At 44.7% G+C, this 19,113-nt stretch carries 22 protein-coding genes and 1 tRNA gene; 7 read left to right on the top strand and 16 right to left on the bottom strand.

The features are described 5' to 3' along the window. Positions 1-11 precede the first annotated feature (11 nt). From DVO77_RS04445 to DVO77_RS04400, 10 genes are all read right to left on the bottom strand, one after another. The gene (locus DVO77_RS04445; protein ID WP_110456384.1) at positions 12-1,103 is read right to left on the bottom strand and encodes a flagellar basal body P-ring protein FlgI; all 1,092 of its coding nucleotides are present in this window, start codon (positions 1,101-1,103) and stop codon (positions 12-14) included. A gap of 11 nt (positions 1,104-1,114) precedes the next feature. Beyond that, positions 1,115-1,792: a flagellar basal body L-ring protein FlgH gene (gene flgH, locus DVO77_RS04440; protein ID WP_110456385.1), complete on the bottom strand. Its 678-nt coding sequence runs from the start codon at positions 1,790-1,792 to the stop codon at positions 1,115-1,117. A 9-nt stretch (positions 1,793-1,801) separates the two neighbouring features. Continuing rightward, on the bottom strand, positions 1,802-2,590 hold the full coding sequence (gene flgG, locus DVO77_RS04435; RefSeq protein WP_110456386.1) for a flagellar basal-body rod protein FlgG: 789 nt from the start codon (positions 2,588-2,590) through the stop codon (positions 1,802-1,804). Between the two features lie 10 nt (positions 2,591-2,600). After that, entirely contained in the window at positions 2,601-3,344 is a 744-nt protein-coding gene (gene flgF / locus DVO77_RS04430; RefSeq protein WP_119977582.1) for a flagellar basal-body rod protein FlgF, read from the bottom strand. A gap of 186 nt (positions 3,345-3,530) precedes the next feature. Next, positions 3,531-4,892, bottom strand: coding sequence for a flagellar hook protein FlgE (gene flgE, locus DVO77_RS04425; RefSeq protein WP_119977476.1), 1,362 nt, complete (start codon positions 4,890-4,892; stop codon positions 3,531-3,533). A 62-nt stretch (positions 4,893-4,954) separates the two neighbouring features. Then, positions 4,955-5,674 carry a flagellar hook assembly protein FlgD gene (flgD, locus tag DVO77_RS04420; RefSeq protein WP_259650888.1) on the bottom strand — a complete coding sequence of 240 codons (720 nt, stop codon included), beginning with the start codon at positions 5,672-5,674 and terminating at the stop codon, positions 4,955-4,957. A 73-nt stretch (positions 5,675-5,747) separates the two neighbouring features. After that, positions 5,748-6,167: a flagellar basal body rod protein FlgC gene (flgC, locus tag DVO77_RS04415; protein WP_110456390.1), complete on the bottom strand. Its 420-nt coding sequence runs from the start codon at positions 6,165-6,167 to the stop codon at positions 5,748-5,750. A 2-nt stretch (positions 6,168-6,169) separates the two neighbouring features. Then, entirely contained in the window at positions 6,170-6,568 is a 399-nt protein-coding gene (flgB, locus tag DVO77_RS04410; RefSeq protein ID WP_110456391.1) for a flagellar basal body rod protein FlgB, read from the bottom strand. Between the two features lie 147 nt (positions 6,569-6,715). Continuing rightward, on the bottom strand, positions 6,716-7,549 hold the full coding sequence (locus DVO77_RS04405; protein ID WP_119977474.1) for a CheR family methyltransferase: 834 nt from the start codon (positions 7,547-7,549) through the stop codon (positions 6,716-6,718). A gap of 146 nt (positions 7,550-7,695) precedes the next feature. Next, positions 7,696-8,616, bottom strand: a complete 921-nt coding sequence (locus DVO77_RS04400) for a chemotaxis protein CheV (RefSeq protein WP_110456393.1) — start codon at positions 8,614-8,616, stop codon at positions 7,696-7,698. 200 nt (positions 8,617-8,816) lie between these two features. Between DVO77_RS04400 and flgA the strand changes: the two genes are divergently transcribed. The 3 genes from flgA to DVO77_RS04385 all read left to right on the top strand — a co-directional run bounded on the left by flgA (position 8,817) and on the right by DVO77_RS04385 (position 10,401). Further along, a complete protein-coding gene (gene flgA, locus DVO77_RS04395) occupies positions 8,817-9,524 on the top strand; it encodes a flagellar basal body P-ring formation chaperone FlgA (protein ID WP_119977473.1) in 708 nt (235 codons plus the stop codon). Positions 9,525-9,645: 121 nt separating this feature from the next. Continuing rightward, complete coding sequence (gene flgM / locus DVO77_RS04390) at positions 9,646-9,969, top strand: flagellar biosynthesis anti-sigma factor FlgM (RefSeq protein ID WP_119977472.1); 324 nt, start codon at positions 9,646-9,648, stop codon at positions 9,967-9,969. Positions 9,970-9,975: 6 nt separating this feature from the next. Continuing rightward, entirely contained in the window at positions 9,976-10,401 is a 426-nt protein-coding gene (locus DVO77_RS04385; protein WP_119977471.1) for a flagella synthesis protein FlgN, read from the top strand. 325 nt (positions 10,402-10,726) lie between these two features. On the opposite strand, the gene DVO77_RS04380 is transcribed toward DVO77_RS04385, so the two are convergent. Together DVO77_RS04380 and DVO77_RS04375 are read right to left on the bottom strand one after the other, a co-directional pair. Then, positions 10,727-11,173 (bottom strand): LPP20 family lipoprotein, encoded by a 447-nt coding sequence (locus DVO77_RS04380; RefSeq protein WP_110456397.1) that lies wholly within the window; start codon positions 11,171-11,173, stop codon positions 10,727-10,729. Continuing rightward, entirely contained in the window at positions 11,170-11,793 is a 624-nt protein-coding gene (locus DVO77_RS04375; protein WP_119977470.1) for a FlgO family outer membrane protein, read from the bottom strand. Before DVO77_RS04375 ends, DVO77_RS04380 begins: the two co-directional genes overlap by 4 nt. Before the next feature lie 481 nt (positions 11,794-12,274). Between DVO77_RS04375 and DVO77_RS04370 the strand changes: the two genes are divergently transcribed. The 4 genes from DVO77_RS04370 (at position 12,275) to DVO77_RS04355 (ending at position 15,640) form a co-directional block, all read left to right on the top strand. Further along, positions 12,275-13,432 (top strand): flagellar assembly protein FlgT, encoded by a 1,158-nt coding sequence (locus tag DVO77_RS04370; RefSeq protein WP_119977469.1) that lies wholly within the window; start codon positions 12,275-12,277, stop codon positions 13,430-13,432. A 77-nt stretch (positions 13,433-13,509) separates the two neighbouring features. After that, positions 13,510-13,585 (top strand) — tRNA-Arg (locus DVO77_RS04365). Between the two features lie 496 nt (positions 13,586-14,081). Beyond that, the gene (locus DVO77_RS04360; RefSeq protein WP_119977468.1) at positions 14,082-15,380 is read left to right on the top strand and encodes a motility associated factor glycosyltransferase family protein; all 1,299 of its coding nucleotides are present in this window, start codon (positions 14,082-14,084) and stop codon (positions 15,378-15,380) included. Further along, entirely contained in the window at positions 15,377-15,640 is a 264-nt protein-coding gene (locus DVO77_RS04355) for a hypothetical protein (RefSeq protein WP_119977467.1), read from the top strand. Before DVO77_RS04360 ends, DVO77_RS04355 begins: the two co-directional genes overlap by 4 nt. Positions 15,641-15,818: 178 nt before the next feature. Here the strand turns inward: DVO77_RS04355 and DVO77_RS04350 are convergent, their stop codons facing one another. Genes DVO77_RS04350 through pseF form a run of 4 tightly spaced genes read right to left on the bottom strand, consistent with a single transcriptional unit; the run spans position 15,819 to position 19,103 of the window. Further along, positions 15,819-16,487, bottom strand: coding sequence for a glycosyltransferase family 2 protein (locus DVO77_RS04350; RefSeq protein WP_119977466.1), 669 nt, complete (start codon positions 16,485-16,487; stop codon positions 15,819-15,821). Further along, positions 16,469-17,557, bottom strand: a complete 1,089-nt coding sequence (locus DVO77_RS04345) for an N-acetylneuraminate synthase family protein (protein ID WP_119977465.1) — start codon at positions 17,555-17,557, stop codon at positions 16,469-16,471. Before DVO77_RS04345 ends, DVO77_RS04350 begins: the two co-directional genes overlap by 19 nt. Then, positions 17,523-18,416: an SDR family oxidoreductase gene (locus DVO77_RS04340; protein ID WP_119977464.1), complete on the bottom strand. Its 894-nt coding sequence runs from the start codon at positions 18,414-18,416 to the stop codon at positions 17,523-17,525. The genes DVO77_RS04345 and DVO77_RS04340 overlap by 35 nt, the downstream gene beginning before the upstream one ends. Next, a complete protein-coding gene (gene pseF, locus DVO77_RS04335) occupies positions 18,417-19,103 on the bottom strand; it encodes a pseudaminic acid cytidylyltransferase (RefSeq protein WP_119977463.1) in 687 nt (228 codons plus the stop codon). Positions 19,104-19,113: the final 10 nt, after the last annotated feature.

Here is a 19,113-nt window from a genome sequence, read left to right as displayed (position 1 = left end):
CCCGACAAAAATTAGATGATGATAAGCTCTCCATGCAAAGCGCCTGCCACTTTTAACGCTTCGAGAATTGCCAGTACATCCGATGGCGCCGCGCCAACCAAGTTAACCGCCCTAACGAGTTCGTCGAGGGTGGTACCTGGGTTAAACAAAAACATACGGTTATCTTCTTCAGACACATCGATAGTGCTGTTACTGGTGACGACAGTTTCGCCACCCGCTAAGGGGTTGGGCTGTGACACTTGGGTCGCCTCAGCAATAGTGACTGTCAAACCACCGTGGGTGACTGCAGCAGGCAACAAACGCACGTCTGCTCCTACAACTATGGTGCCGGTGCGAGAATTAACGATAACCTTGGCCGACTCAGATGCGGGCTCAACGTTGATATTTTCCAGCGTGGCTAAAAATGACACCCTTTGTGACACATCACGCGGTGCACTCACTTGTACAGAAGCGGCGTCAAGCGCTCGGGCCATGCCTGGACCAAGTAAGCCATTGATGGCATCGGCTAAACGCTTAGCCGTTGAGAAATCGGCACGGCGTAAGTTAAAGGTCAGATGATCGCCTGTTGAAAATGGGGTCGCCACCGTGCGTTCAACAATCGCGCCATTGGGAATACGCCCAACGGTTGGGGTATTTTGGATCACTTTTGAGCCATCGAGTCCTTCGGCACTAAAGCCACTGACGACCATGCTGCCCTGAGCGATGGCGTAAACATTACCATCGACTCCTTTTAGAAAGGTTTGTATTAGGGTGCCGCCGCGTAGGCTTTTAGCTTCACCTAAGCTCGATACCGTAACATCTAAGGTTTGCCCCGGCTTAATAAAGGGCGGCATATTAGCGTGCACGGCAACCACCGCGACGTTTTTAATCTTGGGTCTAAAGTTATCCGGTAGATTAATGCCGAAATTTTTCAGCATGGTTTTAAATGTCTGCTCGGTATAACGGGTCTTTTCACCGGTACCGGGCAAACCGACCACGAGACCATAACCAATGAGTTGGTTATCTCTCACCCCTTGCACATTGGCAATGTCTTTTATGCGCTGGGCAAAGCTTATTGAAGAAAACAGGGTCAGAGCACAAAGTAAAATAATTCTAACTTTCATGATATTACTTCCTAAAAAGGCCACCAATCACTCATGAAAAACTTCCCTAACCAACCCACTTTTTGTGCATCGGCAAAGGTGCCTGTCCCACTGTATTGAATACGCGCATTAGCAACGCGCTGCGAGTCAATCGTGTTGTCGGGACGAATATCTTGCGAACGTACAATGCCGGTCACTCGCACAAATTCATCGCCGTTATTGATGGTGATCCATTTCTCACCGCGGATCACCAAGTTGCCATTATTGAGCACCTGCATCACATTGGCCGAGATACTGCCTGACAGGCTGTTGCTCTGATCGGCGTCTGACTCTCGCTTAGTGTTAAAGCTGTCTTTATAGCGTAAATCGATAGGTACGCCCTTGATGGTGACATTACCACCACCCGCATAAATGGGGTCGAGACTAAGATCTGAGCCTTTTTTAATCTCATTATTAGCGCTCTTGGACGCTTGGGTCGACTCTTGCAAAATCACCGTGATGATGTCGCCCACTTTTAATGCTTTGATATCGGAATACAATCCCGATGCCTGACTGTCTTGATACATAGACCCTGTTGCTGCCACCTTGGTTGGTGGGGCTTCTGGGTAAACAGGCGCATAATAGGGGTCGTCAGCAATCGGCTTATTATTGCTAGTTGAGCTACACCCCGCTAAGGCGATGGCAGCCACCAATATGAGATACTTAGTCATATTAAGCCTCTACAAATTCTGGTTAACGTAAGACAACATCTGATCGACGGCTGAGATCACTTTGGAGTTCATCTCATAAATTCGCTGACTCTCAATTAAGTTAACCAGCTCTTCGGTAACATTGACGTTAGAGGTTTCCAGTGCGCCTTGACGAATCGCGCCCATACCATCTAAAGAGGCCGTACCTTGAATAGGTGCACCGCTCGCGCCAGTTTCGGTGTAAAGGTTTTGCCCCATAGGATCTAACCCACTTGGATTAATAAAATCGGACATGGCTAACTGACCCACCACTTGGTTTTCGGCCGCTCCCGGGGTTTTTACCGAGACCTCCCCTTCTGCCGACACTGTGATACTGGTGGCGTCATCTGGAATGGTGATCGCCGGCTGTAACACATAACCTGAGCCAGGGGTAACGATTTGACCAGTATCATCTAGGGTGAACTGGCCATTACGCGTATAGGCCGCGGTGCCATCTGGCATCTGCACTTCAAAAAAGCCTGGGCCTTCAATCATTAAGTCTAATGAGTTATCCGTGGTTAGCATGTTGCCTTGGGTGAACATCTTTTGCGTAGCCACCACTTTGGTACCCGCACCAATATTCAGACCGTTAGGCAACTTAGTGTTAGAGGCACTGATGCCACCAGCCTGGTTAACTGTTTGATAAAGCAAGTCTTCAAATACGGCGCGGCTTTTCTTGTAGCCAATGGTGCTCGCATTAGCCACGTTGTTAGAGATAACCGAAATATCGGTTTGTTGAGCATCTAAGCCTGTTTTACTGATCCATAACGCGGGATGCATAATCTATCTCCTAACTAATGCGCATTAATGTCGAAGAGGCTTGATCCATCTCTTCGGCCGTTTTCATCATCTTGACCTGCATCTCAAACTGACGCTGCAAATCGATTAACGACACCATTTCATCGACAGCATTCACATTACTGCCCTCAACGGCGCCACTCTCTACAAACACCTGCGCATTGGCAGGTGCGATTTCGCCAGAGATTTGACGGAACAAGCCATCTTCTCCACGCATTAAATTTTGGTTACCTGGGTTAACGAGCTTGATCCGCCCAACCTCTTCAATCACTTCCGCTGTCGCCCCTAAAGGGCGCACCGAAATAATGCCATCTTGGGCGATTTCGACTTTTTCGATAGGCAGCGGCAATACGATAGGGCCGGCATCCCCCATAATGGGATTACCACGGTCGTTTCGCAGCAACCCAGTGTTATCTATGCTTAAACTGCCAGAGCGAGTATAGGCTTCGCCACCGTCGGCACTCTGCACGGCAATCCAACCATCGCCTTTAACGGCAACATCCAGATCGCGGCCAGTGGTTTTTAACGGTCCGCTGGCAAAGTTAGCCGATGGGCTTTCTGTCATCGAAAACACCCGTGTCGGCAAGCCCTCACCAAAGGCCTGCATGGATCGAGCTTGCTCTAAGTCTGACTTAAAACCATCGGTATTAGCATTAGCAAGGTTGTTCGCACGTACCGCCAGCGAATGCATATTCTGCTTGGCGCCACTCATGGCGACATAAAGTAATTTATCCACTTGCTGCTCCGTCAATGTTTCAACTAAAACTGTCGTATCACTGTACAAAGCAAGCACCGTGCCAACAACAAAGGTCAATGAGAGTGGAAGATCAATAGGATGCGAAGGTAAATAATGCGGGGAAAGGAGTTGTTAAGCGAAAAGCGGCAGTGTGTTGCCGTGGCGGCAACACACTTAAGTCAACCATTAACGGATCTGGAGTACCGTTTGTTGCAACGTATTATTAACCTCTAAGGTACGCGAGTTAGCCTGGAAGTTACGTTGTGCGGAGATCAAATCAACCAGCTCTGTGGTCAAATCAACGTTGGATTGTTCCAGTGCTGACGAGCGAATACCACCAAACGTACCACTATTGGCCTCACCAGCTAACGCTGGGCCTGAATCTAAACTGGCCTTCCACGACGTATTACCCACTTGAGTTAAGCCTTGCTCATTTGAAAAACGTGCCAACGCCACGCGGGCTAACGCTACCGTAGAGCCGTTACTGTAACTGGCATTGATCAGACCATCGGCACCCACTTCAACATTGGTTAAACGGCCAACGGTGGTACCATCTTGGCTCAGCTCTGTCACCTCAAAAGCCGATGAATATTGCGTCGGATTATTAAAATTAAGTGTCAGGGTTTGCGTGCCATCGGTACCAGGGCCTAATACATTAGCCCCGCCGACACCGAGTTCTTCGGTCTGTATCACTGCAGGATCGCTGCCGGTATAAGTACCTGTGTCATTAAAGGACAATACCGAACCTTTCCAACCGCTGGCATTTTCTGCGTTACCCGTAGCATCGGCAGTACCATCACCTGTAGTATCACGCCCATAAGTCGCTACAGGGCCAGCAATATCGACCTGTTTACCATCGACGGCATAAAACGCCACCCAATTACTCTCACCATTGTGCGCCGCTTCGGGTGGGCGCACAAAGTAGGTGGTTAAAATTTGTGGCTCACCTAATGAGTCATATATGGTCACAGATGTTGAATTATTAAAGGTCTCAGGCTTAGTAGGATCGAAATTCGCCGGATCGAGCGTCTCTTCAGCGGCATTAAGGTTCATCTGAATGCCCACATCATTGGTTTTCTGTGGCTGACCTGCCGTGTCCGGAATTTGCACCGGTTTGGTGGTGGTTAAACTCACTGATGTTGAGTTACCGTCTTTATCGACTGGAAATGTCTGTAAGAAGTGACCCGATGAGTTTACTAGGTAATTATTACCATCAACTTTAAATGCACCTGCGCGGGTAAAAGACATATCTTGTGAGCCCACTTCAGATGAGGTCACAAAAAAACCACCGCCATTAATCGCCATATCAAGGGCGTTGCTGGTAAATTGCATACTACCTTGATGGAACTGCTGCGCGACTTGCGATGTGGTCACACCGCCACCGACTGTGGTTTTACTGTTAGCAAAAATGGAGTTGGCGTACACGTCGGCAAATTCGGCGCGAGACTCTTTAAAACCAACCGTATTGACGTTGGCAATATTGTTAGCCGTGGTATTAAGATCTTTTTGGGCTGCTGAGATACCGCTCAATGCAATGTTAAATGACATAAATCACCTCATTAAAAATTCTATTCGTTGTCGTGGACGTTATGCCCTAACGTAAGCTTTATCTAGGTTTCAGAGACGGCGAGTACATCACCAATCTTGATACCCCCTATGCCCCTAAGGTTTAAAATTGCGCCGGTACTGGCTGTACCTAATGAGACGCTAGTCACATGAGCGTAGGTCGATACCGCTAGGTCTTCGCTTTTACCATCCACTTTGCCAGAAGCTTTAATCGAGTAATTACCACTGGCCACCGGCTCGCCATCTTTATCAAGGCCATCCCAGCTAACATCAATATTGCCGCCTGCACTGCCATCGACGGTAAAGGTTTTGATTAACTGACCTTTTTCATCTTCGATGCGCACAGTAATGTCATCGATAGCCTCTGGCGTACTGATGATCCCTTTTAGGTGCGGATCTTCAGCAGAAATATGGCCAGTATCTGACGGAATCAGTACTTTCTGCCCAACCAAGCCTGAGGCTTGGAGTGCCTGACTCGAAGTCATCACAGCGTTGAGGTTGACAATCTCCTCATTGAGCTTACCGATCCCATCGACGGTCGAAAATGAAGCCATCTGCGCAATCATCTGGTCATTATCTACAGGCTTAAATGGATCTTGCATCGACAATTGTTGGCTCAATAAAGAGAAAAAATCATCTTGAGTCAGCTCTTGGTTATTTGCCTCAGGAATCGTGGATTCCTCAGGCAAACGAATACTGTCTAGAAACGGATTTCCCGTAGATTCGGTGACGGCACTCGATCTGCTGTTTGATTGCGGCGTGATCTGCCCACTTTGCTTATCGCTGCTAAGGGGTGACTGGCTGCTTAACGGGTTAATGAGGCTCACTAATTACCTCCTAAGATTTGCCGATTCGTAAAGTCTGTTGCAGCATAGACTTGGCCGCTTCAGCAACTTGTACGTTCATTTGGTAAGAGCGCGATGCAGAGATCATGTTAGCCATCTCCTCCATCACATTCACATTGGGTTTGTAAATAAAACCATCGGCATCTGCCAACGGGTGATCAGGAGAGTATTCTTTCTGCAGCGGCTTATCACTTTCGACAATGCCCGCCACTTTAACCGACTGTGAGGTTTGCTGTTGATGACTAGCTTTGGCCATTTCCGCTTCAAATACAGGATGACGAGCACGGTAAGTCTGGTCGATGCTACTGGAAACCGAGTCGGCATTGGCAATGTTACTTGCCGTGGTATTGAGGCGGATCGATTGCGCCGACATACCCGATCCAGAAACATCAAAGATATTAAATAAGCTCATCATTAATTTCCTTTAAGTGCTTTTTTCAATCCAGCAAACTTACTGTCAAGAAACCCTAACGACATCTGATACTCTAAGGCATTTTGCATAAATTCAGACTGCTCTTGTTGAATATCGACAGTATTGCCATCACCAGTATCGGGCTGATTGGGCACGCGATAACTCACATGTTGTTGGCTTAAGGCCGCTAAATCGAAATGACGCTCGTCACTGCGACTCATAGCTAACCCCCCTTGCCGACTGCGAGCGGCTTGCAGTGCCTTGTCGAAATCGAGATCTTTGGCTTTATAATGAGGAGTATCGGCATTGGCAATATTAGATGAGATCACCTGCGCACGCGTTGAACGCACACCCAAGGTGAATTGATGCACACCTAATGCTTTATCAAAACTAATCGCCATAAAATTGCCTCCTCATACAGATACCAACAACAAAGCAATTGTTATGCCAAACAAGAGAGAAAGAGAAAGGAAGTGGTTAATAAAAAACCACAAAGATAAAAAATGCCAGCTTATTGCTGGCATTTTAGTTAAATTAGGCGGTAAAGACTAACCACGTTTTTGATAATAGATGCCAGGATTACAGCGCACCATCTCAAACTCTTCTGTTAATCCGGCAATCGACTCCGAAGCACCAAGAAATAAGATCCCTTTGGGGTTCAAAGCGGCAGCAAATTGCCGCAATATTTTGGCCTTTGCCTCAGGTGCAAAGTAGATGAGTACATTGCGACAAAATATAATGTCAAATTTACCCAGTAAGGTATAACTTTCAAGCAAATTATGGGCTCTGAAATTAACCAAACGTTTTACATTGTCTTTGACAACCATAGAGCCTGGTGTGGTCGGAGCAAAAAACTGCCGCTTACGCTCATCAGATAAGCCCCTCGCCAGCGCCAAGTTATCATATTGCGCCGCTTTACACCTGTCTAACATAGATGGTGATAAATCGGTGGCCAATATCGATGCGCCACCCGGTAATGCCCCTGGTTTACGCTGTTGGTATTCTAAAATCGTCATAGCTAACGAATAAGGTTCTTGCCCTGAGGAGCACGCCGCCGACCATATTTTAAGTGGACGCCCCAAACGAGTGTACTCAGGCAACAAGTTATTTGCGAGCAACTCGAACGGATAACGATCCCTAAACCATAAGGTTTCATTAGTGGTCATCGCATCGATAACCTCAGCCCTTAACTGCCGCTCCGTCGGCTTCATCGAATGTTTGACCACCTCTGATAATGACGGAAGGTTATATTTCCCCATTAATGGTGCCAAGCGACTACGAACTAAATACTGCTTATTTTCACCCAGCACGATCCCGCTGTGTTGTTCCAGAAATAATCTAAATTGGTTGTACTCAGCTTCTGCAAGTGATTTATTCGGCACCTAGATATCCCAATCTCAAAAAATAAAACAGGCTACAACATACACTACTATAGCAAGCATTAAACAGCCAAGCGTTATACATTAGCGAACCTACTGAGACAAGCATAAACTACTCAAAGTTAGGAGCTTGTATGACGACGCTCAATTTACAAACTAAGGTGCTTATTCACCGCGGCCGCCAGTTCATCTGGATTAAACTTAGCGATAAAATCATTGGCGCCCACTTTTTCGACCATGGCCTGATTGAATACACCACTGAGTGAAGTATGAAGCACCACCTTAATATCTTTAAGCTTAGGGTTATCCCTAATCTCTGCAGTTAAGGTGTAGCCATCCATCTCTGGCATCTCAATATCAGAAATAATTAATGGGAGCTCATGAGCCACATTATCCATATTCTCCGCCATCGCCTCTAATTGGTTGAGGGCATCACGGCCATCTTTAGCGGTATCGATTTGCAGGTTTAATGACTCAAGCGCCCTAATTATTTGCTTTCGTGCAACCGTTGAATCATCAATCACCATAATATGATAATGGCGGTCTCTATCTATGGTTAACTTATCATCCATTTCTTGGCTTATCTGCGTCTTAACGGGTGAAATCTCATCGAGGATTTTCTCCACATCAAGGATCTCAACCAGCTCACCTTCAATCTCGGTGACTGCAGTTAAGTAAGAATACCGCCCCGCACCTTGCGGTGGTGGCATTATGGCTTCCCAGTTCATATTGATGATGCGCTCAACAGATTTAACTAAGAACCCCTGTACGCTGCGATTATATTCAGAAATGATAATAAAACACTCGTCGGTGTTTTCAATCGGGCGACCACCCGTCGCTGCACTTAAATCAATCACAGAGATCGTCTTGCCACGAATATGAGCGACACCTCTAACCACTGGATTTAGCTTTGGTAACGCGGTTAATGGAGGGCACTGTAGCACCTCTTTAACTTTAAATACGTTAATGCCAAATCGTTGCCGACCGTTTAATTTGAACAGTAACAGTTCTAGGCGGTTTTGCCCCACGAGTTGGGTGCGTTTATTTACTGAATCAAGAATACTCGACATAATGCCTTTGCCTTGTCAATGCTTCCCCACCCATAGTAACTATAAGTATAGGCATGCTAATTGCTTTAATAAATTTGAATGATAACCAGGCCCAAACTCGTCAAATTTATGACACTAATTTCTATGAAAAAAAATGTCTAAAGGTACGGGCCACAACGAAGTATAGGTGCAATCTGGCCGTTCAAGCTAGTCTAATCATTATGAAAGTAAATACTGTGTACTTTTTCATCGCTTTACTCTTCTCTTGCCCAAGTTTCGGTGCAGATGAGCCAAGTGTACCCTCTTTATCGACGATATCACGATTAGCTATAGCGGCAATTGAAAATAAAATTGAAGCCCCAAGTGATGCAAGGGTCAATATTACGCCGCAAAGCTTAGACACCAGAGTCAGCCCACCAGCTTGCAGTTCAGCGCTAAGCGTAGAGGTCGCCAGCGATCGCGCAATAGGCCGTAATAACACAGTTAAAGTCAGTTGCGAAACCCCAGAGCTACAATACCCTTGGCAAATTTACATATCGGTAAGAGTCGACATCCTTTACCCAGTGGTTGTGGCCACACAAACCTTGGGGCCGGGCGATCTAATTGACGCGGAGCAGGTGACACTTGCCTATGTCGAACAGAGTAATTTACGTGGCCAACAATTTGATGATCCCGCACAAGTCACAGGTACCCGAGTAAAACGTAGAATTGCCGCCAATCAAACCCTGTTTAGCAGTAACCTTTGCTTTGTATGCAAAGGCGACATGGTGTCTATTTTTGCCCGCACGGCCAATTTTGAGATAAAAACTATCGGTGAGGCCTTACGTGATGGTAACTTAGGCGATAGAATTCAGGTTAGAAACAGTAACTCACAGAAAATGGTAGATGCAAACGTTATTGGGATCGGCGCGGTTGAGGTTAGAATGTAGTACCACATGGCCCAATCGATGGGCATTTTTTTATTGATCACTACAAAATTCTACTAAAGCTTTAACAGTGAACGCCGATATACAGTTATGTTGATCTCACTAAGTAACGTTGGAACCTATTATGGCTATAGATATAAAGCATATAAATACAAGCACTAACAATCGAGTCGCCACGCCGACAACCGATAAGTCATCGGCAAAAAACCAGGCCATATCGCCCGAAACCACTACGGCTAAAACCGTAAAAAGTGACTCGGTATCGATAACGCCTCAGGCGCAGCAACTGCAAAATGCCCAAGCTAAATTGAACAGCTTACCTGAAATCGATACAAATAAAGTCGAACAGATCAAAGCGGCCATTGCTGAAGGTCGCTATAAAATTGATGCCGACAAACTGGCCAGTAATATTGCGCAGTTTGAAAATGAACTAAAGGATCTTAATTAAGCTGTTATGAACTCAATAATCGACATCATCGCTAATCAACATACGTTATTAAACGACTTAAAACGCCTTATCGAAGCGGAGAAAGTGGCGCTTATCGCACAAAGTGCCGATGAGTTGCTAACCCTAGCAACAGATAAAGCTAAGTTGTTAGATGAGATCAAAGCGGTCGATGTACGATTATCAGAGCACCCTGACAGCGGAAAACTCAGTAGCGATCCAAAACTGCAAAAATTAGTCGAAATTACCAAACAAGTGTTAGCCCAATGTAAGACGCTTAACGCGCAAAATGCCACTTTAATCGAACACAGCATGGCCAGTATCAATCGCTTTTCACAAGCCTTGCAAGCCAGTCGAAACGCATCCAGCCTTACCTACGATGGTAAAGGTAAAACCTCAACAATTTCGACCTTAGGCAATAACCTTAAAGCGTAGACGGATTCTTGTTACGCTAATATTACAGCAGACACTCATTGTGGCATCAGGTTCGACAATGAGTGTCTATAGCGTTCTACCCAATTCTTAATATCTCTGACGACTGTGTCCATAGCACTACCTCATCCTATCTGTTGCTTGGCTCTTTTGATGCACTACAGCGTTCTATTTGATTAACGACAGCACTCTATAATGCTGAGTTATATCAGCGCCTATCTCACCAGTTTCATGCGTTTCCTATGCAGGAACCGCTGACAACAGACACAAAAAAAGCCTCTGAAATAGAGGCTTTAATAATGGAGTCCTGTTGCAGAGGAAGCTCTATTTAAAAATAAGTCACTTGCTTCACTTTTTGCGGACGATGTTGCTGTTGGTACAAAGCCCACACTTGAGAAAAATCAAGTTCCAGCTCAGTCACATAGTGTTCACCCACAGGGTAACTCTTAACCACTCTGGCACCACGAATGACCCCGGTCACCGACGCTTGAATATTATCATCAGACAACATCCAATCCCTAACTTGGCTCGAGGCCGACAACTGCTGGCCGTACACCTGCTCAGCCAACTCGCGATAAGCTGCGATTTTGGATGCTTGCATCGCCATTAACACGCGCTGCGATTGCTCTTTGGCCGGTTGTGTCGCTAAGGGGGCATAGCCGATAGCGGTTAACTTAGGAAACTGCTCAGGCGCTTCTGTTTCCCACTGAATATATCTATCTTGAGAAGCGCAGCCGCTTAGTGTTAGCAGTAATGCCATTAACCAGACTCTCATTGCATCTCTCCTACCATTTGCATGTTACCCTGCCCCTGCGTGCTGTGACGGATCAACAAGCCTTGCTTAGACTCCACCCGCTCAGACGCCCTAAGATAACCAGGCAATTCAGCCAAGGTGACACTCGCCGACGCAACTGATACCACACGATTATTGGTTACATTCACAATGCGGCTATTGACCACAAGCTCATCAAGCGACAGATTCATGGTCGACACCAAAACATGCTCAACGGGCAAATCGTCACCCAGCTTACGCCAATCACGACTCAATATAAAATCACCACTGTCGGTCACTCGCACACTCTGTGCCACATTGAGATCGACCAAATTAAATTGATGATCATGCATAGCAGCAATTAAACCTTGCTGTAATTGTAACCCCAAAGGATTAGTGCCATTTAAACTGTCTAACAACACTGGCGTTGTCACCAATAACGGATGCTTAGGTGTGAGTTGATCATTTTGCCTAACCAGTTCATTAGCCAATTGTTGGCTCAGGTGTAGCACTGCCGATTGAGCAGGCAAAGTATTGCCGCTTGTCAATGACGGCGCAGCGGGCTCATTGCTCGCACATCCCGCCAATAGCAATAAAGATGACAAAAGTATCGCTGTTCGCATCGCTCTGTCCTGTATAACGCTAAGCAAGGCTTAGCCGGAAAAAATGCCAATATAAAATGCCGTTTCAATATGAACGCAAGGCTTGGTCGCCGCCCATTTAAGTTAACTGCTAACTATTTAACCGTTGACGGCGCTGATGCATTAACATCACAACCCGGTCGATACTGACGCAGACGATAACTTTGACTATCGCTATGTCACACGACAAATTCGCGGCGCGTTCGACTGACATAAATTTAAATGCAAATTATGAGCCAATAGCCACTATGGCTTACCCACGTCCCTGTATCGGCCTCAACACGCCAACCTTTAACCCCATTAAGCAAGCAATCGTGCCACAAAGAACATACGGGCATGTATATTGCTTGCTATGATGCCATCTGGCTAATATCGCCCAACAACCGCAAATACTGTCATCATCTTGGCAGTTAATAACGCAGGTTGTAGCGTTTACATTGTTATTATTGAAAGAGACTTTTACATGAATCGGCTAACCATATCCTTGCTACTGCTCGGTTTAACCCACCTTAACGTGTCAGCACAGTGGATTGAAGCACATGGCGAGGCCAACGTGCTCAACAACAATGTTAATCAGGCACGCGAAGAAGCCATACAACAAGCCTTAAGTGTTATCACCTTGCAATCGGGTGGCCAATTTACCAGCATGCAACAGACGCAAAACGGTCAACTGGTACAAAGCCAGTTTTCTATGTCGAACCAAGCCAACATTGCGCGAGTCGAACTACTCAGTGAGCGCATCGAAAACCAACAAATCACAGTGACATTAAGAGCCGATGTTATCGATGGCGCAGAGCAACAGTGCCAAATGGAACCATTAAAAGCCGCTATTTTAGTGCCGCAGGCATCGATTGCCGATCGTGCGCAGCTCAGATACGGCAATATCGGCCACTTTGAACAGGCATTATCAGAACGCTTAGGAAATATCATTCAGCAGCGCAGCAATGCCAGCCTTGCCAATGTTCACGCCAACGAACGCCTAGATGTTGAGCAGTCCTTAGTGGATGTTCGAGGCTACCGTTTACCCAGTTGGCTAAGCGACATCACCGACAGTCAATATATCCTACTGCCAGCGATCGTCGATATCTCCACCGATCCCGTTGAAGGCGGATTACTAGGCCTTTGGAATAACTATCCACAACGACAATTTCATTTAAAGCTATCGCTGTACCATGGCATCAGTGGTGAGCAAATATGGAGCGAGCTATATCATTCATCTGCCCCATGGGAATTTGAGCGACAAGCCACAGTGCCGGCAAATAGCGCCCGCTTTTGGCATTCCAGCTATGGTCAACATATTGATGCCGTATTAGCACAAGCCAGTGCAGATATCGATAAAGTGCTTAACTGCAGGCCACTACTGGGACAAATTGTGTCTAAACAAGACAGACGGGTGATCATCAATCTGGGGCGTAATAACGGTATAAAAGTGGGCGACCGTTTTCAAATTGTATTGCAACAAAACTTACCCGACAGGCTCGACAACATGCGCCCAATTGCCGGGGAAACTCGCGCAACGGTCACCATAGATCAAGTCACGCAGCAAAGTGCCACAGCCTTGCTCGAGTCACAAAATGGGACGCTAAATCTACAAGTAAATGACATTGCGATTAAAATGTAGCTGACAAGCGACCACTAATTAAGCAACTAAATCTAAAGCCTTTTCATCGAGATGAAAAACAGTATAATCAACAGCGTCTCCCTATAGCTCAACAGGATAGAGCAGTCGCCTCCTAAGCGATCGATCGGGGTTCGAGTCCCTGTGGGGAGACCATAAGATAGCCACTAAAATGGTTATCTTATGCATAGGTAAAATAACCATCACTAACCGCCAACATCCTAATACAATCCTCTAGCTTAACAAGCATTTAGTGCTCCTGCGTAGCTAGGTGAATAGGTTAACATTCACGGCTTAGCTTGCGATTAAATCGGTATCCTCTTATTTAATCAGCGCCACACCAATCCTTGCGGCTAGGATCATTTTTAAACCCAGTGTCTAAGTTTAAATCCTCACACTTGTGGTTAGGGAGCCAAGCGCGCTGAGATGATTTTTGACTGGCTTGCTATCCGCTTTATCATGGATTTTTTGGCATTTTTAAGGTACTTTAGCCCCATGAAAGTCACTGCGTATTACGGCGTGAAAGTAGCGTAATAGTCGCATGATAAATAATGCTGATAGCCGAAGTCAGCTTTGTCGTCAACGCTGCGCAATAAACATCAACTTATCTTCATTATTCCTATTTACCTCAACCCTATAAAGGATAGCGTCAATGACTGAGCTGTTTACTGCTAACCTCGAGATCATTAATAAGCGTTGGCCTCTGCTCGCTTCAGCCTTACATGCGGCAAACATTGAACACTTCGATGCTTGTCTCGTTAATGGCAATGAACAAACCATCAGTGTCAATGGTATTCAATTGAGCAGTCGGCATAACCGTATCGCCGAAGCGAAGCTGTTGATTAAACAACTGCCAGCAAACTGCCGTGACCTCACGGTTTATGGTGTCGGTATGGGAGATGTCCCCGCCGTCCTAGTGCAGCACCCCCATATAAAAAGCATGCGTATTGGCCTGCTCAATGTCAGTCTGTTTGCCCTATTACTGACTTATACCGATCAGCGCGAATGGTTGAGCGATCCACGCCTAACGCTGGTGCACCAGCTTCAACAACACCGACTGCCGCCCCACTACATTACCGTCACGCCCGAACTCTTATTGAGCAGCGATGACAATGCCAGATTGCGTGACTTATTGGTATTTAACAATAACCTTGATTTTGCCAACAGAAGCCATGGCAATGATGACGTTGAGCTTCAGCAGCGCATGCGGGATAATCTTGCGACCATGCAACAAGATGCCGATGCCGCCACTTTAAGCTTGCAATATCAACCTAATCAGACCTTAGTCATCGCCACTGGGCCCACGCTCGAGCAGCATTATGCTTACCTTAGGGCGCAGCGAGCATTACCAGAGCCGACTCGGCCATTGATGATTAGCGTCGACACCGCATTAAAAGCCTTACTCAAGGAACAGATTGTTCCCGATATCGTCGTGAGCATAGATCAAAATGTCACGCGTGACTTTTTACCCGATAACGTGCCTGATAGCGTCAAACTGGTCTACTTCCCCAAGTCACAGCAAGCAGTGTTGCAATGGTGGCCTGGACAACGTTTTGCCGCCTACTCGCACAGTAAAATCTATGATGAGTTCCACCAGCAATGCCCTAAACTGCGCCTATTTGCCAATGGTAGCGTCATCCATCCGGCCATCGATTTAGCCGTACATTTAAACAGCCCATCGATAACCTTATTTGGTTGCGATTTTAGTTATCCGCATAATAAGACCCACGCCTTTTGGCAAGACGGTAAATTAGGCCCTTCTATCGCCAATGCCAAGCAACATTGGGTGATGAACGGACATGGCGAAAAAGTGGCAACCGATCTGAATTTTCGTGGCTATTTGCTTGCCCTTGAACATTATATTCTCACTAAACCTGAGGTGACTTTTTATAATGCGAGTTTAGATGGTGCCGCCATTGATGGCACCCAATATCAGGAGTGTAACGTATGAGAAATGAACCTGCAGATACCCTTATCATAAAGCTGATAAGCGCAGCTCATAAGTTCAGGTTAGGCCATGAGGCCGACGGCTCACATGACTTTGCTCAGTGTATCGACTTGCTCAAACCCATCTTGCCTGAGTTACAAAATGCCGTAACTGTGGTTGAGTTATTTCGTGAGATGCTGGCGGCGCAGGAGCGCCACGACTGGCTTGCTTTGGCTGACAGCCTCGAATATGACCTGCCCTTACTATTACGAGCGCAGCAGTAACTCATTTGAGACTATTGCGCTGATTTAATAGTATTGGGCGCCAACAGCCCAAATTTAAAGCGTTGAAAACGAGTACGGTAATCATTCTATCTCTTAACCCAAGTTCAGGTTAAATGATAAAGCTGTGGTTTAGCGGACACTTACGAAGGAGTCTCTACATGAGATACTCCTTCAAACATTAGGAATGTGAGTTTACAAAGCGTATTGTTGAGAGCAGGCTTTTAAAAATACGCCAATTCACTCTAACTCCCGAACCAAATCTAGGCTTATCTAGCCTATCTCTAATAACAACATCGAGCAGCTTAAATTGCTTATGATTAACTAAAGCCCAGGTCATCAACTCTGTGCCGATCGAATCAAATGTCTCGAATGCGCCATATTGCGTGAAGAGTGTTAGTCTGTATAAACGAAGTCCACATAATGGGTCCTTAATACCAAACTTATATCGAAAATAGAGGCTATATAGCCATTCTGAAAAGCGAGCCGTTTTTGGTCGTTGCCCAATGATGATATCATCTTCTTCCTGTGCCATTTCTATCATAGCTAACACTGACACAGGATCATGTTGGCCATCAGCATCGACAGTCACTATATAGTCGTACGAATCTAAGGCTATAGCTTGAGCAAAACCGTGACTAATCGCGTTGGAATACCCCTGATTATATTCCAAACGCACCAGTATCACCCCCATACTAGAGGCTCTTTCTGCAGTATCATCACTTGAGCCGTCATCAACGACTATGATATCACTATCAGTGATCTTATCCCGCAAAGCACATATTACTGATTGAATAGTTTCAGCTTCATTATAAGCAGGAATAACCAGTGCTACTTTAGCGATGTCCATTTTAAGTATGCTCCAGCTGACAAATCATGAGTAAGTTGCTTTCCGAACACTAGGGCGGCTTCTTTTGGCGCTAATGCATCAAGAGGACATGGACGCAAAAATTCAATATCAGCCTCAGTAATAACCTGTCCTGCTTTCATACCTTTTTTCAACCGAATAGCGCGTCTTTGCAAAACCACCGTTTCGCGTTCATTCTCTTCTACTTTTTTAACTCCTGTACCTAATGCAAGATGCAACTCTTGTGCAGCATCAACCATTGCGCGCCATGATCGTGGATTCATAGCGAACTTATGATCTGGCCCCTCAAGTTCATTGCTATCTGTAAAGTGTTTTTCAATGACGTTCGCTCCCAAGGCTATTGCACCAAGTACTGTCGAATGCCCAGGAGTATGATCGCTCAAACCTAAAATAGCATTGGGATACATAGCATTTAACGTCTTTAGAACATTAAGATTAATGTATCGAAAATTTTCTTTTGAGGCAGTGTAATTGGTATTACACTGCATAATTGCTAATTGATCGCTATGCTTTAAAACCGCATTGACGGCATCGTTAACCTCATCCATTGTCGATGCCCCACAAGCTAAAAACAATGGCTTTTCTGTAAGAGCCATATGTTCAATAATTTCAAGCCAAGTGATATCTCCTGAACCTACCTTAAAACAAGATACATACTGATTAATATAGTCAACCAGCGATAATGAATATGGACTAGTAAAAAATTCAACACCCGCATCTTTACAGGTTTCAACTAGCGACTGAGTCCAATCCATAGATATTGAAGCATCTTGATATATTTCAAAAACAGATTTTTTCCATTTAGCTTGATGAGAAGATTGTCTTTTTAAAGCCGCAAACCCAGCCTTACTAACAATTGTTTCAGCTTTAAAATGTTGAAATTTAGCTGCATCGGCACCTGCTTCTGCAGCTAAATAAATAAGATCTTTTGCACGAGAAAGGTCACCATTATGGTTAGCTCCGATGTCGGCAATAAAATAAGGAAAAGATTCACGAGTAATAACTCGATTTCCAATTTTAATCACACTTGATATCTGACGCTTTATATTCATATGCTATTTCTCTAATTTCATCGTTTAAGTTAGGTAATATATAATTATAGGCTTTTTCAAAAGCACTAACATCCATCCTCATATCTTTCGGCCTAACAGTAAGTTGAGGCACGCTATCTATCGATATACTTTCACATTTAAAATTATTAATACCTAACCATCTAAAAAAATTGACAATAATCGCTTCTTTACTTAATCCTTCTTTCGATCCAACATTATATATGCCTGGAATCTTTTTCTGTAGACACACCGAAATCGCATTACATAATGTCTTCATTGATAATGGTGAGATAAAAACATCATTAAAAAGTTTTATATCGCTACCTGAATGATATCGAGCATACATAATGTCAGTTAAACTGGCGGCCGAACTAACGTATGAACGTCCTAAAAAGTTAGTTCTTAAAATTACAGACTGTTCGATTGGAAGTGATTTTTCTGCACAATATTTTGTTATTGCATAGTTATTTAGCATAACAATATCATTTTCTTTCGAATCACCTTCTCCATCATAAAAATGGTCAGTAGAAATGTGGACTATAAACACAGGCTTTTTAGAAAAATTCACAGCATACAAAGATACATTTTCAGCGATTTTACAATTAACTTTATACGCTAAGTCTAAATTGCGTTGGCATGCTTCCACATCAGTTATAGCAGCCAAGTTAATAATATAATCAGGCTCTAACTCCGCAAAAAAAACCAATGCATCTTCAGTGTTGCTGATATCCAACTGTATATCAGCATTAGCTGAGTGCCGGCTCAATCCGTAAACATCATATTGATCAGATGATTTAAGGTGCGCTGATAAAGCACTACCGAGTAACCCTGTACTACCTATTAATAATACTTTTTCCACTTAATTAACCATATAGCCATATTTAAGTTCAGCAAGCGCCCAGTCAACTTCGCTATCTATATCCTGAGTCTGGCTTTCATCAAGTTCCAACGGCAGACACTTATCGGTAACTAATCTTTTGCTTTTCAGAACAACATCAGGTTTGAATAAGTATAGTTGACCTGCATCTGAATAGTTCTTCGGCAAATCTTGAGATCGTGTATTATAGAACTCAGGGTGATTGGATTGAAGATATCCATCCTTATAAGATAACGAACGTTGAATTGGATTAGAATAAGCAACACAAGTAACAATACTAGTAGCGCTAGGATTTATATTTAGTGTATTAAGTGCATCTTTAATTAAATCACTGGTTACAAATACAGATGTTGGATACACACAGTATACGTAATCATATTGTTCCTCTAATTGTGTAACAATCTCTTCAACGACATCAAAAGTAGTTGCAAAATCATCAGCATTTTTAGCGCTTCTCATAAAGGGGACATCAGCGCCAAACTTCTTGGCGGCACAAGCTATCTCTACATCATCGGTAGAAACAACTAACCTATCTACTACACCAGATTCTAGAAGGGCCTTAATAGGATAAGCAATAATTTCTTGCCCTAAAAATGGTTTAATATTCTTTCGTTTTATTCGTTTGCTACCTCCTCTTGCAGGAATAATAGCGAGTATCTTAGGTTTCATAAGCAAATCC

It is taken from the genome of Shewanella algidipiscicola, assembly GCF_003605125.1.
In the GTDB taxonomy this organism is placed as follows: Bacteria; Pseudomonadota; Gammaproteobacteria; order Enterobacterales; family Shewanellaceae; genus Shewanella; species Shewanella algidipiscicola.
This window is presented reverse-complemented; position numbering and strand designations above follow the sequence as displayed.

Coding starts and splice junctions, on each gene's coding strand:
- DVO77_RS04445 (WP_110456384.1), bottom strand. CDS start 1,103: ATGAAAGTTAGAATTATTTTACTTTGTGCTCTGACCCTGTTTTCTTCA.
- flgH (WP_110456385.1), bottom strand. CDS start 1,792: ATGACTAAGTATCTCATATTGGTGGCTGCCATCGCCTTAGCGGGGTGT.
- flgG (WP_110456386.1), bottom strand. CDS start 2,590: ATGCATCCCGCGTTATGGATCAGTAAAACAGGCTTAGATGCTCAACAA.
- flgE (WP_119977476.1), bottom strand. CDS start 4,892: ATGTCATTTAACATTGCATTGAGCGGTATCTCAGCAGCCCAAAAAGAT.
- flgC (WP_110456390.1), bottom strand. CDS start 6,167: ATGAGCTTATTTAATATCTTTGATGTTTCTGGATCGGGTATGTCGGCG.
- flgB (WP_110456391.1), bottom strand. CDS start 6,568: ATGGCGATTAGTTTTGATAAAGCATTAGGTGTGCATCAATTCACCTTG.
- DVO77_RS04400 (WP_110456393.1), bottom strand. CDS start 8,616: ATGTCGAGTATTCTTGATTCAGTAAATAAACGCACCCAACTCGTGGGG.
- flgA (WP_119977473.1), top strand. CDS start 8,817: ATGAAAGTAAATACTGTGTACTTTTTCATCGCTTTACTCTTCTCTTGC.
- flgM (WP_119977472.1), top strand. CDS start 9,646: ATGGCTATAGATATAAAGCATATAAATACAAGCACTAACAATCGAGTC.
- DVO77_RS04385 (WP_119977471.1), top strand. CDS start 9,976: ATGAACTCAATAATCGACATCATCGCTAATCAACATACGTTATTAAAC.
- DVO77_RS04380 (WP_110456397.1), bottom strand. CDS start 11,173: ATGAGAGTCTGGTTAATGGCATTACTGCTAACACTAAGCGGCTGCGCT.
- DVO77_RS04375 (WP_119977470.1), bottom strand. CDS start 11,793: ATGCGAACAGCGATACTTTTGTCATCTTTATTGCTATTGGCGGGATGT.
- DVO77_RS04370 (WP_119977469.1), top strand. CDS start 12,275: ATGAATCGGCTAACCATATCCTTGCTACTGCTCGGTTTAACCCACCTT.
- DVO77_RS04360 (WP_119977468.1), top strand. CDS start 14,082: ATGACTGAGCTGTTTACTGCTAACCTCGAGATCATTAATAAGCGTTGG.
- DVO77_RS04355 (WP_119977467.1), top strand. CDS start 15,377: ATGAGAAATGAACCTGCAGATACCCTTATCATAAAGCTGATAAGCGCA.
- DVO77_RS04350 (WP_119977466.1), bottom strand. CDS start 16,487: ATGGACATCGCTAAAGTAGCACTGGTTATTCCTGCTTATAATGAAGCT.
- DVO77_RS04345 (WP_119977465.1), bottom strand. CDS start 17,557: ATGAATATAAAGCGTCAGATATCAAGTGTGATTAAAATTGGAAATCGA.
- pseF (WP_119977463.1), bottom strand. CDS start 19,103: ATGAAACCTAAGATACTCGCTATTATTCCTGCAAGAGGAGGTAGCAAA.